The organism is Sphingobium sp. TomTYG73, assembly GCF_055394245.1.
The window spans coordinates 176903-190639 of sequence record NZ_AP027339.1; the positions used below are offsets into that span (position 1 = coordinate 176903).

Consider the following 13737-nt stretch of genomic DNA (forward strand, 5'->3'; position numbering starts at 1 on the left):
CGAAGCGGGTGCAACGGCTCATCCTGTTAAACACGCAATCAGTGCAAGGGGTTCTCACATGGGACTGATTTCCGAATTCAAGACATTCATCAACCGGGGCAGCGTGATCGACCTGGCTGTGGGCGTCATCATTGGCGGCGCCTTCGCCACCATCACCAAGTCCTTGACCGATGACCTGATCATGCCGGTGGTGGGCTATCTGTTCGGTGGGGCGGACTTTTCCCGCTATTTCATCCGGCTCGGCGACATACCGGCTGGGTTCAAGGGCAATCCGGAAAGCTATGCCGACCTCAAGAGCGCAGGGGTCGCCATGTTGGGGTGGGGCCAATTCCTGACCGTGCTGGTCAATTTCCTCATCCTCGCCTTCATCATCTTCCTGCTGGTGAGGGCAGTGAACAGGCTGATGCCCAAGCCCGATGAGGCGCCTGCTGCAACCCCGGAGGAGGTGCTGCTGCTCCGTGAAATTCGCGATAACCTCAAAAAATAATTCGTTTCTGCGACGAAAGGAGCCTGCGGCGGGAACCATCTGCCGTGCGACCAGTTGATCGCGGTCAGAGTTCTGGGTGCTTTGCGCGGCCGGAATTCTTGCCGAATGACGTCAGCCCCAGGGGGGCGCAACAGGAGAACACGCCGTGAAAACCATCGTCTCAGTCCTCGGCCTTGCCAGCTTGATCGCGCTTGCTGCGTGCGATTCCAAGCAGGAAAACAAGGTCGAGAACGCATACGAGAATCAGGCGGACGCCATCGACAACCAGGCCAGCAACATGGAAGCGATGGCCGATAACCTGTCCGGCAATGCCGAGAGAGCCGCTGAGAACGCCGCCGACGCTTTGGAGAACAAGGCCGAGGCCACTCGCGAAGCGGGTGAACGCGCTGCCGATGCCGTCGAAGAGAAGACGGAGCGCTAAGCTTTCGCTTTCCCAAGCCGGAAAGGGCGTCGCGATGATGATCGCGGCGCCCTTTTTGCTGGCTGTTCAACGTCTTTAACGAGCCTTTAACCACGCCTTCCCCATGGTGCCGTCGCGCGCATCCGTGAAGGCCAAGGGAATGGACGAACTACTTCAGGAATTCATTGCCGAGACACAGGAAACGCTGGAAGCCCTGGCGGGCGAGGTCGTTGCCTGGGAGGCCGATCCCAGCGATCGCGACCGGCTGGACGCCATTTTCCGCTTCTTCCATACGGTAAAGGGCAGCTGCGGCTTCCTCAACCTGCCGCGTTTTGAACGGCTGAGCCATGCGGCCGAGGATGTGCTGTCGGAAATCCGCGCTGGAAACCGTACCGCCGATCCGGCGACGGTCAGTGCCGTGCTGGGCATTATGGACCGGATCGCCGAACTTGCCGAGGCGGTGGCGATCGGCGCTGCGCTGCCGGATGAAAATGACGACTATCTGATTGGCGCCCTAGCCGCACGCGAGGAAGGACCGGCGGCGGCGACGGACGTTGCGCCCGCGATCGAGGCTGTGCGTCAGGGCGGCGCGCAGGCGGTGCCCCGGACGATCCGGTTGCCGCTATCGCTGATCGATCAGTTGATGAACGGCGTGTCGGACATGGTGCTGGCGCGCAACGAGCTGTCTCGCAAGCTGCGCGAACGGTCGAGCGACCCTGAGCTGGAAAGCAGCTTCGAACGGCTTTCTACCTGCGTTGCCGACATGCGGGACGCCATTTCCAAGACACGGATGCAGCGCGTGGAGCGGCTGTTTACCGCCATTCCGCGCATGGTGCGTGATCTGGGCCGCGAACTGGGCAAGAGGATCGACCTGGTCCTTGAGGGCGGCGACGTCGAAATGGACCGCGAGATGGTGGAGATGGTGGTCGATCCGCTGACCCACATCGTGCGCAACAGCATCGATCATGGCATCGAAATGCCCGAGCAGCGCAAGGCGCTGGGCAAGCCAGAAGCCGGGGCGCTGAAGTTGCAGGCACGCCAGTCGGGCAACCAGATCGTGATCGAGGTCAGCGACGACGGGCAGGGTATCGACACCGGGCGGCTGGTGGAAAAGGCAGTCTCAGCAGGCAAGCTGACCCGCGATGCCGCCGCCAGAATGAGCGAGGCTGAAAAGCTGGAGCTGATCTTTCAGGCCGGGCTGTCGACCGCCAGCCATGTGACCGCGATATCGGGCCGGGGGGTCGGGATGGACGTGGTTCGCGCCAATGTGGAGCGGATCGGCGGCGTCATCGCGCTGCACAATGAGCTGGGGCGGGGATTGCGGATCGTGCTGCGCGTTCCGTTGACGCTGACGATCATTCCGGGCCTCATCATTCGGTCTGGGGGGCTGCACTTCGCCATTCCGCGCGCGGCGGTGGTCGAGATACTGCACGATAATAACGAGACGCTGCACGTCGCCGAAGTCGGTGGCGCTAAGATCGCGACGATCCGTTCGGTGCGCCATTCGATGATCGATCTGGAAGATGTTCTGGGAATGGAGAAGTCCGCTCAGCCGGGTCCGCGCGCGATCATGGTGGTGCGATCCGCGACCGGCGTTCCCTTCGCTCTGGGTGTCGCCGCTGTCGATAACCATGAGGAACTGGTTATTCGTCCTGCCTCTCCGCTGGTCATGGCGACCGGCGTCTATGCGGGCATGACGCTGCCCGACAATGGCAAGCCGATGCTGCTGCTCGACGCGGCGGGCCTCGCCAATGCCGCGCGCCTGCCGAATGTTGCGGATGAACGGGCCAATGATCAGGCGGATGACAATGACGATGGCGCTGTCCGGGTCGAGATGGTGTCGGCCCTGCGTTTTGAGGAGCTGTCGGGCGAACGACGGCTGATCAAGCTGTCGCTGGTTGAGCGGGTGGAGGACGTTGACGCGTCGCTCTTTGGTCGTTCGGGCGCTCATGCCTTTGTGCGGTTGGATGGACGGCTGGTGCCGGTGGCCAACGGCGCGCATAAATTTGCTGCCGATCATGTTTCGGCGCTGCGGCTTCGGGATGGCAATCAGGAAGCCTGTTATCCGGTCGCCGCTGTTCTCGACATCGTGGAAATGCCTGCCGTGCCCGACATGGTCGCCCTGCAAGGCGTGCTGAGCGGCGTCGCCATGGTCGATGGCGAACATCTTGAGGTCCTTAATCCCTTCGCGCTGTTTGCCTCCCTGCCAGATAGTAGCTTAGCAAGACGCGTTCGGGGACGGTGCGTCCTTGCTGACAGTGAGGATGGCTGGACGCGTGAGATATTGGCGCCCTTGCTGCGTCAGGCGGGCCATGAAGTCCTTTTGGGCCTGCCCCAGGATGAGACCGTCGATCCGGCGGACGTGGTTCTTTGTTCTGACCGTGACCTGACGCAGGCGGCCGAGATATTGGGATGCCGCATCGTTCAGCTGCGCGCGTCACCAAAACCGGCAGGGCCAGAGGATGGCAGTATTTATCGCTATGATCAGGACGCCCTGATGGCGGCCATCACTGGCACCCGGCGCTAAGGAGGTATTTATGGAGCAGCTTTACCTTCTGGCGACATTGGCCGACACCCGCGTCGCCGTGGAGGCGAATGAGGTCGAGGCGGTCGTGAAGCTGGCCGACATCTCGCCGGTGCCCGGCATGCTGGGACATGTTGCCGGACTGTCCGCCCTGCGCAGCCGTGTGCTGACGATCATCGACGTGCCCGCCCTGATCCATGGCGTGCCCACGCCGACGGATCGGCGGGGCCTGGCGATCATCGCCGACATCAGCGGGCACAGCTATGGCCTGATGGTGGATGCGGTGCATGATATTTGCCAGGTGCCCGAAGGCGATCTGCCGCTGCGTGGGCAGTTGCACAGTGCCTGGGCACCGTATGCGCGGGCGATCGTCGAACAGGATGGGCATCCGCACCTGTTGGTTTCGCTGGCGAGCTTCATCGAAACCGGCCCGCTGGCGCAGGCCGCATAAATTCCTGGCTCGTTTACGAATTACTCGGCTTTGGTGGCTAATCTTTCCTGCACGGGGAAAAATCCAAGGGACGCTTCATGAAAAACTGTCTGGTAGTCGATGATTCGAAAGTCATCCGCAAAGTTGCACGGCATATCCTGGAATCACTTGATTTGTCGGTAAGTGAAGCGGTGGATGGGCAGGATGCCCTGACCCAATGCGAAGCCGCAGCGCCGGACGTGGTCCTGCTGGACTGGAACATGCCGGTCATGAGCGGAATGGAATTTCTTCAGGCGCTTTCCACCGCGAAGGTAACCGCTCGGCCGAAGATCATATTCTGCACCACTGAAAACGGCATCAGTCATATCAAGGCAGCCGTGGAGGCAGGCGCCGACGAATATGTGATGAAGCCGTTCGATCGCGAAACGCTTGAAAGCAAGCTGTCGATCGTGGGCGTCATCTGAACCGTTCATTCGCCCCAGTCCATTCCTGACGCCAGAAAGCCCATCAATGTCCGCCGTCACGCCTATCCTGGCCAGCCAGAGCAGACCGCAAGTCCGCGCGATGGTTGTCGACGATTCCGTCGTCGTGCGGACAATGATCGCGCGTATCCTGGATAGCGATCCGGCGTTTTCGGTGGTTCACAAGACCAACAGCGCCGAACATGCATTGGGCTATCTGGCCGCGCATGAGGTCGATCTGGTCCTGTTGGACATCGAGTTGCCAGGGCAGAGCGGATTGTCGGCGCTTCCCGCCCTTCTTCGCGCGAATCCCGGCGGCAAGGTGGTCATCCTTTCCGGAAATTGCGAGGAAGGCAGCGGAGCCGCGATCGAGGCACTGGCGCTGGGAGCGAGCGACATTTTCACGAAGCCCGGCAGCGGTTGCTTCGGCGAACAGTTTCCCCAGGTGCTGGTCGATCGGCTGTCGCGCCTGTTCGGCGCCAATCTGGCACAGGCGGCTGAGGCGCAGCCGGTCGTCATGGCGGCGAGCAAGCCCACCGCTCCGCTCGCCTGCCTCGGCATCGGTGCTTCGACAGGCGGTATCCACGCGCTGAGTCAGTTGTTTGCCGGCATGACCGAGCCGCTGGGCGTGCCGATCCTACTGACCCAGCATCTGCCGGTCAGCTTCACATCCTATTTCGTCCAGCAACTCGCCCGGATGACCAGCCTGCGCGTGAAGGTTGGCGAACAGGGCGAAATGCTGGTGCCAGATACCATCTATGTCGCGCCCGGCGACGCCAATTTGCAGGTTCGCCGGGGCCTTTATGGGCGGGTGATGGTTACGTTGAATCCCCAGCGCACGCCCGCGGGAAATCTGCCCGGCGTCGATCCGATGTTCACCACCATGGCCGAAGCCTATGGGCCAGGCGCAGCAGGCGTCGTCCTGACCGGGATGGGCCGTGACGGCACGGTCGGCGGACATGACATCGTTGACGCAGGCGGTTGGATCGTGGCGCAGAATGAAACGAGCAGCGTCGTTTGGGGCATGCCGGGATCGGTGACAGCGGCTGGGCTTAGCTGTGCGTTGCTGGACCCCTATGCCATCATGGATTTCGTCGCGCGGCGCGGAAAGAGCAGAGGTTTGACACATTGACCCTTTCGACCGATTCATCCTCGAGCGGCGCCGCCCGCATCTTTTCGGCTCTGCTGGAGGCGCGCACCGGGCAGATATTGTCGGAAAGCCGCGCATGGCGGATGGAAACGGCGCTGAAGCCGGTCATGCGCACCCATGGCCTTGCGGACATGGATGAACTGGCCGCCCGCCTCCTGGGCAATCGTGATCCGCGTCTGGAAGATGAGGTGATCAACGCGCTGCTCAACAACGAAAGCAGCTTCTTCCGCGATCTCCAGATCTTCGACATGATCCACCGGCATATCCTGCCGTCCTTTTATGCGGATCGGCGCGACCGGGTGCTGCGGATCTGGAGTGCGGGCTGTTCCACGGGTCAGGAAGTCTATTCCCTCGCGATTCAATTGCGCAACGACATCGCGCGCTGGCGTGGCTGGCGCATCGAAATACTGGCGACGGACATTTCGACCGCCGCCATAGATCAGGCGCGCAGCGGCGTTTTTTCGCAGATGGACGTTCAGCGCGGTCTTGCCGTTGGCGACCTGATCAAATGGTTCGAACCCGCTGGAGACAATTGGCGCGCCAGTCCGGAACTGCGCCGGATGATCGATTTCCGGACGGACAATCTGTTCGATCCGAAGGCCCCATCGGGTGAATATGACCTGCTTCTTTGCCGCAATGTGCTGCTTTATTTCACGCCGGAACGGCGGCAGGAGGTATTCCGCCTTCTGAAGCGGCACAGCCAGGAAAAGTCGGTGCTGTTGCTGGGGGCGGGCGAGACCGTGATCGGCCATAGCGAGGATTTCATTCCCCATCCGGAATTCCGCGGCGGATATGCGCGGCGGCTGGAAACGGCGCGGAACAGCGACGAGGCGCTTCGCCGCGCCATCTGACCAGCGTTTCGCGCACATCCTGTCCCCGACACTGGTTCAGGGGAGTGCTTGCGCTTGATCGGCCATTCGCTCTCGGCCATTGTCTGCGGCAGTTGCCCGTTCTGATGGCGCGCGGCGAGGACAGATGATGGTTACGGGTTTCCGATGAGCGACATTCCAATGATCGAAACGCCGTCGCCCAATTTCGACGACCGCAAGCTGCCCATATCCATGCTGGTGCTGCATTATACCGGGATGCCGGACGTCCAGAGCGCGATCAACTGGATGGCCAGTCCGGAATCCAAGGTTTCCGCCCATTATGTCGTGACCGAAGAGGGGAAGATCGTCCGCATGGTCGATGAAGCCAGACGGGCCTGGCATGCGGGCCGGTCCCACTGGCGCGGCACGGATGACGTCAATTCGGCGAGTATCGGGATCGAAATCGTCAATCCTGGCCATGAATGGGGGTATCGGCCCTTTGCCGACGCGCAGATTGAGGCACTCATCCCGCTGATGCATGACATCGTGCAACGTCACGGCATCACGCGTGGCAATATCGTCGGGCATAGCGACGTCGCCCCGGCGCGCAAGCAGGACCCAGGCGAGCTTTTCCCCTGGTGGCGACTGGCCCGGCTGCGTCTGGCGCTGCCGCGTCCCACCCGTAATCTGATGGATCCGCTTTGGTCGGACAGTGCTTTCCTGCTGGCGCTGGAGCGCTTTGGCTATGACATTGCCGAGCCTGATGCGGCGGTGGTCGCGTTCCAGCGGCGCTTCCGGCCGGAATTGATCGACGGCGTGATCGATGGCGAATGCCGTGCGATCCTGCTCGCCTTGTTGCTGCCAAAGCCGAGGGGCGATGAATAAGCGGGGATGACGGGCGCGCGCAGTGCGTGTATAGCGCGCCGTGCCAGAGGGCCGGGCGGCCGCGGCGTGGCGGGTAACTTCCACGGCGAGGAAAGTCCGGGCTCCACGAAATGACGGTGCCGGCTAACGGCCGGCTGGAGTGATCCAAGGGACAGTGCAACAGAAAGCAGGTCGCTAACGCTTCGGCGCAGCGAAATTGAAAGGGTGCGGTAAGAGCGCACCGCGTCTCCGGCAACGGAAGGCGGCACGGTAAACCCCACCGGGAGCAAGACCGAATAGGGGCGGCGCGCGGCTTCGACTGCTAGGCCAGTTTCGGCTGAGACCGCCCGGGTTGGTTGCTTGAGGGACGGAGCAATCCGTCTCCTAGAGGAATGGCCGCCCATCCATGGCGACATGGTGGACAGGACCCGGCTTACAGGCCCTCTGGCACAGGACCGGCCGACATTTGGCTGATGCCGGGCTGCGAACACCACTGTTCTGCGCTTCCGGTGCTCACGTACTGTAGTACGCTGCGCGCCGGTTCTCGAACAGCGGCATTCTCGCCTCTGCCTGAGCCAAATGACGGCCGGTCCTGGTAGAGGATCCCTCCCGCACTGAGCGCGAGAGGATGTTATTTGAACCGCCGGGGTGGCGTTCTGCCTGCGGCTTACCTAATTGAGACCGATGGCACGAAGCAGCCGATCAAATGACTGGGGATTTCCCCGCTGGCGCAGCTACGGCGCATCGCGTGAGGCGCAACAGGTGCGCATGTGCGATCGGTATGGCTGTGACCAGCCGGGCAACTGCCCCGCGCCCAAGTCACCCAACAGCCCGGAACGCTGGTATTTCTGTTCCGATCATGCGGGCGAATATAACCGCAACTGGGACTATTTTCAGGGGCTGGACAAGGAAGAGCGGGAGCAGCGCGAGCGCGCCGAACGTCGCGATGCGGGCGGCTATCAGGGCAGCGCCTATCATGGCTGGGGCGGGCCGGGTGACGGTAGCCGGTCGCGGGACGAGCTTCACGCTTTGAAGGCGCTGGAACTGGAGGACGATGCCGATTTCGAGGCGGTGAAAAAGAGCTGGCGGCGTTTGGCCAAGGAATATCACCCCGACGTGAAGCCGGGCGACGCGGACGCCGCCGTCCGTTTCCAGACGATCCAGGCCGCCTATGAAGTGCTGCGGTCGGCAGAGGAACGGCGGACGTGGAAGCCGCGGGAGACCGTGGATTGAAGGATCAGGTCCGGTCCAACTGGCAGAATGCGGTCCTGGTCTGCCGCAAATGTTCGAAGAAGCTGGATGGGGGCTTTGGTCCCGATGGGGACGAGCGGCTCGCCAAGGCGCTACGGAAGCGGTTGTCGCTGAAGAAAGGGCGCAAAGCGGCGGCGGGAATTATCGAGGTAAACTGCCTCGGCGTTTGTCCCAAGGCGGCGGTGACCGTGGTCAATGGCGCGCAGGCGCGGGAATGGCTGCTGGTCCGGCCGGGCGCTGATCTGGACAAAGTCGCGCGAAGCTTGGGTCTTGCCCCGACCGATGGCGGGGTCAGCTAGCCTGTTTGAGCGGCGGCTCCAGCCCTGCTTGGGCGAGCAGGGGCATCAGCAGTTTCTCTTCCTTGCGCATCCGGTTGAGCAAGGCATCGATGATCTGGCGGCTTTCGCGGCAAAATTCGGGCCATTCGCGCGCAATGCGATCATCGCTCCATCGGGACATATAGTGGGTGAAGTCCAGCGCCAGCGGCGCCATTTCCGCTTGCAGCTTCGCCGCTGTTTCCCGCAGGGGTGCATGTGCCTGCCGCTGCATCGCGGGATAGAAGATATGGTCTTCCAGGGCGAGATGGGACATTAATTGCCGGGCAAACTGCCAGCGGAAGGTGCCAAGCTGGCGAGGCGTGGCGTTGTCGGAAATCAGCTGCAAAAATCCATCAGCGGCTATGTCAAGCGCGTCATGCTGGCTTTGTAATTGCTGCAGGTCCATCGGCCGTTTCCAAACATAGGATAAGATGCTTTTCGCACGGCGCCGTTAATAATCCGTTCTTTCCGGCGGTTATTGACCGAGGGAGGCGCCGTCCGCCGCGCCTTTCGGGCAACGGACGGCGTGACAAGCATCAGCCCGGCTGATCGGCGCGGCTCGCGCCTTCGCCGTCCAGGTTCAGCGCGACGAAATCCCAGTCGATCGCGTCCTTCAGCAGGCGCTCGGCATAGTTGGGACGCAGGTTGCGATAGTCGATATAATAGGCATGTTCCCACACATCGAGGATCAGCAGCGGCGTGTGACCATGCGCGACAGGGGTGTCGGCGTCGTGGTAGCTGGTGACTTCCAGCTTGCCGTCCTTCAGGATCAGCGCTGCCCAGCCGCTGGCGAAATGGCCCACGGCCTCGGCCTTCAGCTTTTCGATCAAGGCATCGACCGAGCCGAAGCCTTCGTTGATGAGGGCGAGCAGCGTGCCGGTCGGCTGCTTCTTTTCCGGCGACAGCGACAGCCAATAGAATGTGTGATTCCAGATCTGTCCGACCTGGTTGAACAGCGCGCCCTTGCTGCTCTTGATCAGTTCGACCAGCGACTTGCCCTGCAGGGCGGGGTCTGCGGCGACCAGTTCATTCGCCTTCACGACATAGGCATTGTGATGCTTGCCATGGTGATAGTCGAAGGTTTCAACCGAAAGAATGTCGCCAAAGGCATCCTTGGGGTAAGGCAGATTGGGCAGCACAAAGGCCATGTCGGAACTCCTCGGGTTCTTGGGATGGATGGCGGCATAACGGGTATGCCACCGAAAGGGTCCCGGCCCCGTAGCAGCCTTATTGCACTGCGGAAAACAGGATATTTTCGTTTAGCTGCATGGAAATATCCATGTGACAGCAGCGTAACGATGACATAGAATCATCGGTCAGGCCGTTCACAAATAGCGGCCGGATAATAGGGGACGGATCAATGGCAAAATTCTTCGGTAATTTGCATCTCGTGCTCGCCGTGGGGCTGGCGTTTGCGCTTGTGGTGATTTTCTCGGTTCCGGCGAACACGATTCCCGAGCAGGCGATCCTGCGCTGGCTCCACCTGTTTTTCGGCATCGTGTGGATCGGCCTTCTTTATTATTTCAACTTCGTCCAGATCCCGACCATGCCCAAGGTTCCGGCCGAACTGAAGCCGGGCGTGTCGAAGTTCATCGCGCCTTCGGCCCTGTTCTTCTTCCGCTGGGGCGCGGCGCTGACCGTGTTGACCGGGGCAACCATCGCCTGGCGCAGCGCCTATCTGGTGGAAGCGCTGACGCTTCAGCCGGGTTTCGTGCTGATCGGCGTGGGTATGTGGCTGGCGCTGGTGATGGCGTTCAATGTGTGGTTCATTATCTGGCCGAACCAGAAGAAGGCGCTGGGTATCGTCCCTGCCGAGGATGCGGTGAAGGCCAAGGCAGCGACCACGGCGATGATGTTTTCGCGCATGAACACCTTGCTGTCGTTGCCGATGCTTTACTGCATGGTGAACTTCAACGGCGGTTGATGATGAATGCGCGGGCGGGGCTGGTTGAGGCTGGCTCCGCCCTGCACTTATATGATGTGCTCCTGCCTTCGCGGGTTCTACCTCACCCCTGCGGCGGGGTGGTTTCGCCGATTTCCTCGCTGTCTATATTATTACCCAACGTCAGCCCATGGCGCGTAAGCATCGGGATATTGGCAAGGGCGAAGAGCAGCGAGACGACGGTGACGCCCCAGACCTTCACCGACAACCATGCGTCGAAGGTCATCGAGTGGCGCATCACTTCATTGGCGACCGCCATGGCGACAAAGAAGAAGCCCCAGTTGCGCGACAGCTTGCGCCAGCCTTCGTCGGTAAGGCCGTCATAGGCGGCTTGCAGCAGATATTTGAGCAGTGCCTTGCCGCGGAGCAGCCCGCCGAACAGCATCAGGGCGAAGAAGCTGTAGATGATCGTCGGCTTGATCTGAATGAAGCTCTGATCCTGGAAATAGATGGTGAGGCCGCCGAAAAAGAGGACGAGCATCGCTGACAACCACAGCATCGGCGACACGCGGCCGAGCTTTATCTTCGAAATGATCACGGCGATGACGATCGCGGCCATGAATGCGGCCGTGCTGAGGGTCATCGCGGTAATCGGATTGCCGGGACCCCAGATCCAGCCCGCGCCCTTGTAGCTCAGGAAGAAGACGAGCAGGGGGCCGAAGTCGAGCGCAAGGCTCAGATTGCCGCCGTGGGTGGGTTTTGTTTCAGTCATTGTGCATTTCCGTCCTCCCAGCGTTGAAATGAGGCGCGTGACTCATTTCAACCGGGATCTTATGAGGCTGGGTTGGGCCGTAGCGGCCCGAGATCCCAGCGTTCGCTGGGATGACGGAGGTTGGGAGCTTACCGCGCATAGGCTGTTCCCGCGATCGCGCGCGCCATGTCGCCTGCGTCGAAGGGGCGCAGATCCTCGATCTTTTCACCGACGCCGATCGCGTGGATGGGCAGGCGATATTTCTCCGCCGCCGCGACCAGCACGCCGCCGCGCGCGGTGCCGTCCAGCTTCGTCATGACGAGGCCGGTCACCTGCGCGACTTCCTTGAAGACCTCGATCTGGTTCAATGCATTTTGTCCCGTGGTCGCATCCAGCACCAGCACAACGTCATGGGGTGCGGCCGGGTTCAACCGGCCGAGGACGCGGCGAATCTTGGCCAGCTCGTCCATCAGCTCGGTCTTGTTCTGGAGGCGGCCTGCCGTATCGACGATCAGCACGTCGATGCCGGTGGCGGTGGCCTGCTTGACTGCGTCGAAGACGATGCCCGCCGCGTCGCCGCCTTCCTTGCCCGCGACGATGGGGATGCCGAGGCGGTCGGCCCAGACCCTGAGCTGCCCGATCGCGGCGGCGCGGAACGTGTCGCCCGCCGCCAGCATCACGCCATAATCCTGCTCCAGGAAATTATTGGCGAGCTTGGCGATGGTGGTGGTCTTGCCGGAGCCATTGACGCCGATGACCAGGATCACCTGCGGTCGGGGGAAGGCTTCGATCTCCAGCGGACGCGCGACCGGGGCGAGGACCTTCTCGATCTCCTCCGCGATGATTTCGCGCAGATAATCTTCGGTGAGTTCGCGGTTGTAGCGGCCTTCGGACAGACGGTCGCGCACGCGGGCGGCCATGGCGGGGCCAAGGTCGCTGACGATCAGCGCTTCCTCGATCTCGTCGAGCGTCTGGTCGTCCAGCGCGGCCTTGGTGAAGAGGCCGGTGAGGTTTTCGCCGAGCTTGTCGGAGGTGCGCTTCAAGCCGCCGAAGAGGCGGTCGCGCCAGCTGGTGCCGGGTTCAGTCATTGCCGAGCCTCTTGCGCGATCAGCACGCCATTCTCAAGGGCCGTGATGGTCGCGGGCGTGATGGAGGAGGGGGCTTGAGGCGTTTCGAAGTGCACCGGGGCGAAATTTTCCGCGTGGCCGGTGAGGCCGTTGCGCTCGACCAGCACAGACTGGGGGCTGCCGATGAGGCTTTGCAGCCATTGCTGGCGCTGCGCTTCGCAGGCCGCGCGGAGGCGGGCGGCGCGGGCCTTGATAGTGGCACGATCGACCTGCGGCATGCGGGCGGCGGGGGTGCCTGCGCGCGGGGAGTAGGGGAAGATGTGGCCGTGGACGATCGAGCATTGCTCGACCAGCTTCAGGCTGTTTTCGAACATCGCATCGTCCTCGGTCGGGAAACCGGCGATGATGTCCGCGCCGATACTGATGGCGGGGCGGGCGGTTTTGAGGCGCTCCACGATGCGGACGGCGTCGGCGTGACTGTGGCGGCGCTTCATGCGCTTGAGGATCATGTCGTCGCCAGCCTGGAGCGAGAGATGGAGGTGCGGCATCATGCGCGGCTCATGCGCGATGAGGTCGAAGAGGCGGTCGTCAATCTCCACGCTGTCGATGGAGGAGAGGCGTAGGCGGGGCAGGGCGGGCACGGCCTTCAATATGCGTTCGACCAGCAGGCCAAGCGAGGGCGATCCGGGAAGGTCGGGGCCGTAGCTGGTGACATCCACGCCGGTCAGCACGATTTCCTGATAGCCTGCGTCCACAAGCTCGCGCGCCTTGTCGATGACGGCGCCTGCGGGGACGGAGCGGCTTTTCCCCCGGCCATAGGGGATGATGCAGAAGGTGCAGCGATGGTCGCAGCCATTTTGCACTTCGAGGAAGGCGCGGGCATGTTCGGCGAAGGCGCTGGCCATGTGCGGGGTTGTGTCGCGGACGGCCATGATGTCGGAGACGTTCACGACCGCCTCCGCCTCACACGTCACCCCAGCGAAGGCTGGGGTCTCATGCCCAACGCCGTGCCCTATGGCCTGAGATCCCAGCTTCCGCTGGGATGACGGGTAGTGGGTGGGGTCGAGTTTCTCGCGGTTGCCAATCACCGCATCGACTTCCGCCATCCGCGCAAAGGTTTCCGGCTCGGTCTGTGCGGCGCAGCCGGTGACCATGATCCTTGCCTCTGGCCGTTCGCGGCGGGCGCGGCGGATGGCCTGGCGGGTTTGGCGCACCGCTTCGGCGGTTACCGCGCAGCTGTTGACGACGATGAGGTCATCCTGCCCGCCTGCCATCTCGCGGATGGCTTCGCTTTCCGCGATGTTGAGGCGGCAGCCGAGCGTGATGATCTGCGGGCCGCTCATG

General features: G+C 62.2%; 16 protein-coding genes and 1 other RNA gene. 12 read left to right on the plus strand and 5 right to left on the minus strand.

Annotated elements, in window-relative coordinates; all coding sequences use genetic code 11:
* Positions 1-58: 58 nt before the first annotated feature.
* The 11 genes from mscL to ACZ5TH_RS01005 all read left to right on the plus strand — a co-directional run bounded on the left by mscL (position 59) and on the right by ACZ5TH_RS01005 (position 8675).
* The gene (gene mscL, locus ACZ5TH_RS00955; protein ID WP_464794293.1) at positions 59-487 is read left to right on the plus strand and encodes a large conductance mechanosensitive channel protein MscL; all 429 of its coding nucleotides are present in this window, start codon (positions 59-61) and stop codon (positions 485-487) included.
* A gap of 145 nt (positions 488-632) precedes the next feature.
* Positions 633-908, plus strand: a complete 276-nt coding sequence (locus ACZ5TH_RS00960; protein ID WP_449471228.1) for a hypothetical protein — start codon at positions 633-635, stop codon at positions 906-908.
* 139 nt (positions 909-1047) lie between these two features.
* Positions 1048-3414 (plus strand): chemotaxis protein CheA, encoded by a 2367-nt coding sequence (locus ACZ5TH_RS00965; protein ID WP_464794294.1) that lies wholly within the window; start codon positions 1048-1050, stop codon positions 3412-3414.
* A gap of 10 nt (positions 3415-3424) precedes the next feature.
* Positions 3425-3862 carry a chemotaxis protein CheW gene (locus tag ACZ5TH_RS00970; protein WP_464794295.1) on the plus strand — a complete coding sequence of 146 codons (438 nt, stop codon included), beginning with the start codon at positions 3425-3427 and terminating at the stop codon, positions 3860-3862.
* Positions 3863-3939: 77 nt separating this feature from the next.
* Entirely contained in the window at positions 3940-4305 is a 366-nt protein-coding gene (locus tag ACZ5TH_RS00975; protein ID WP_196225378.1) for a response regulator, read from the plus strand.
* 46 nt (positions 4306-4351) lie between these two features.
* Positions 4352-5434, plus strand: coding sequence for a chemotaxis protein CheB (locus tag ACZ5TH_RS00980; RefSeq protein ID WP_464794296.1), 1083 nt, complete (start codon positions 4352-4354; stop codon positions 5432-5434).
* Positions 5431-6303: a CheR family methyltransferase gene (locus ACZ5TH_RS00985; protein WP_464771887.1), complete on the plus strand. Its 873-nt coding sequence runs from the start codon at positions 5431-5433 to the stop codon at positions 6301-6303. The genes ACZ5TH_RS00980 and ACZ5TH_RS00985 overlap by 4 nt, the downstream gene beginning before the upstream one ends.
* Positions 6304-6447: 144 nt before the next feature.
* A complete protein-coding gene (locus ACZ5TH_RS00990; RefSeq protein ID WP_464794297.1) occupies positions 6448-7146 on the plus strand; it encodes an N-acetylmuramoyl-L-alanine amidase in 699 nt (232 codons plus the stop codon).
* Between the two features lie 43 nt (positions 7147-7189).
* Positions 7190-7577: RNase P RNA component class A (rnpB, locus tag ACZ5TH_RS00995), an RNA gene on the plus strand.
* A gap of 232 nt (positions 7578-7809) precedes the next feature.
* Positions 7810-8358 (plus strand): J domain-containing protein, encoded by a 549-nt coding sequence (locus ACZ5TH_RS01000; RefSeq protein ID WP_460987511.1) that lies wholly within the window; start codon positions 7810-7812, stop codon positions 8356-8358.
* Positions 8331-8675 (plus strand): (2Fe-2S) ferredoxin domain-containing protein, encoded by a 345-nt coding sequence (locus ACZ5TH_RS01005; protein ID WP_464794298.1) that lies wholly within the window; start codon positions 8331-8333, stop codon positions 8673-8675. The genes ACZ5TH_RS01000 and ACZ5TH_RS01005 overlap by 28 nt, the downstream gene beginning before the upstream one ends.
* Here ACZ5TH_RS01005 and ACZ5TH_RS01010 read toward each other — a convergent pair.
* Together ACZ5TH_RS01010 and ACZ5TH_RS01015 are read right to left on the minus strand one after the other, a co-directional pair.
* Positions 8668-9099 (minus strand): hemerythrin domain-containing protein, encoded by a 432-nt coding sequence (locus ACZ5TH_RS01010; RefSeq protein WP_464794299.1) that lies wholly within the window; start codon positions 9097-9099, stop codon positions 8668-8670. The two genes, ACZ5TH_RS01005 and ACZ5TH_RS01010, sit on opposite strands and share 8 nt — an antisense overlap.
* Positions 9100-9229: 130 nt before the next feature.
* Entirely contained in the window at positions 9230-9841 is a 612-nt protein-coding gene (locus ACZ5TH_RS01015; protein ID WP_449471240.1) for a superoxide dismutase, read from the minus strand.
* Between the two features lie 212 nt (positions 9842-10053).
* Here ACZ5TH_RS01015 and ACZ5TH_RS01020 point away from each other — a divergent pair, with 212 nt between their 5' ends.
* On the plus strand, positions 10054-10617 hold the full coding sequence (locus tag ACZ5TH_RS01020; protein ID WP_464794300.1) for a urate hydroxylase PuuD: 564 nt from the start codon (positions 10054-10056) through the stop codon (positions 10615-10617).
* 82 nt (positions 10618-10699) lie between these two features.
* Here ACZ5TH_RS01020 and ispZ read toward each other — a convergent pair whose 3' ends face one another.
* The 3 genes from ispZ to mtaB form a co-directional block, all read right to left on the minus strand.
* Positions 10700-11347: a septation protein IspZ gene (ispZ, locus tag ACZ5TH_RS01025; RefSeq protein ID WP_464794301.1), complete on the minus strand. Its 648-nt coding sequence runs from the start codon at positions 11345-11347 to the stop codon at positions 10700-10702.
* Positions 11348-11475: 128 nt separating this feature from the next.
* Entirely contained in the window at positions 11476-12414 is a 939-nt protein-coding gene (gene ftsY, locus ACZ5TH_RS01030; protein WP_449471245.1) for a signal recognition particle-docking protein FtsY, read from the minus strand.
* Positions 12411-13736, minus strand: a complete 1326-nt coding sequence (mtaB, locus tag ACZ5TH_RS01035) for a tRNA (N(6)-L-threonylcarbamoyladenosine(37)-C(2))-methylthiotransferase MtaB (RefSeq protein ID WP_464794302.1) — start codon at positions 13734-13736, stop codon at positions 12411-12413. Before mtaB ends, ftsY begins: the two co-directional genes overlap by 4 nt.
* Between the last annotated feature and the right edge of the window lies 1 nt (position 13737).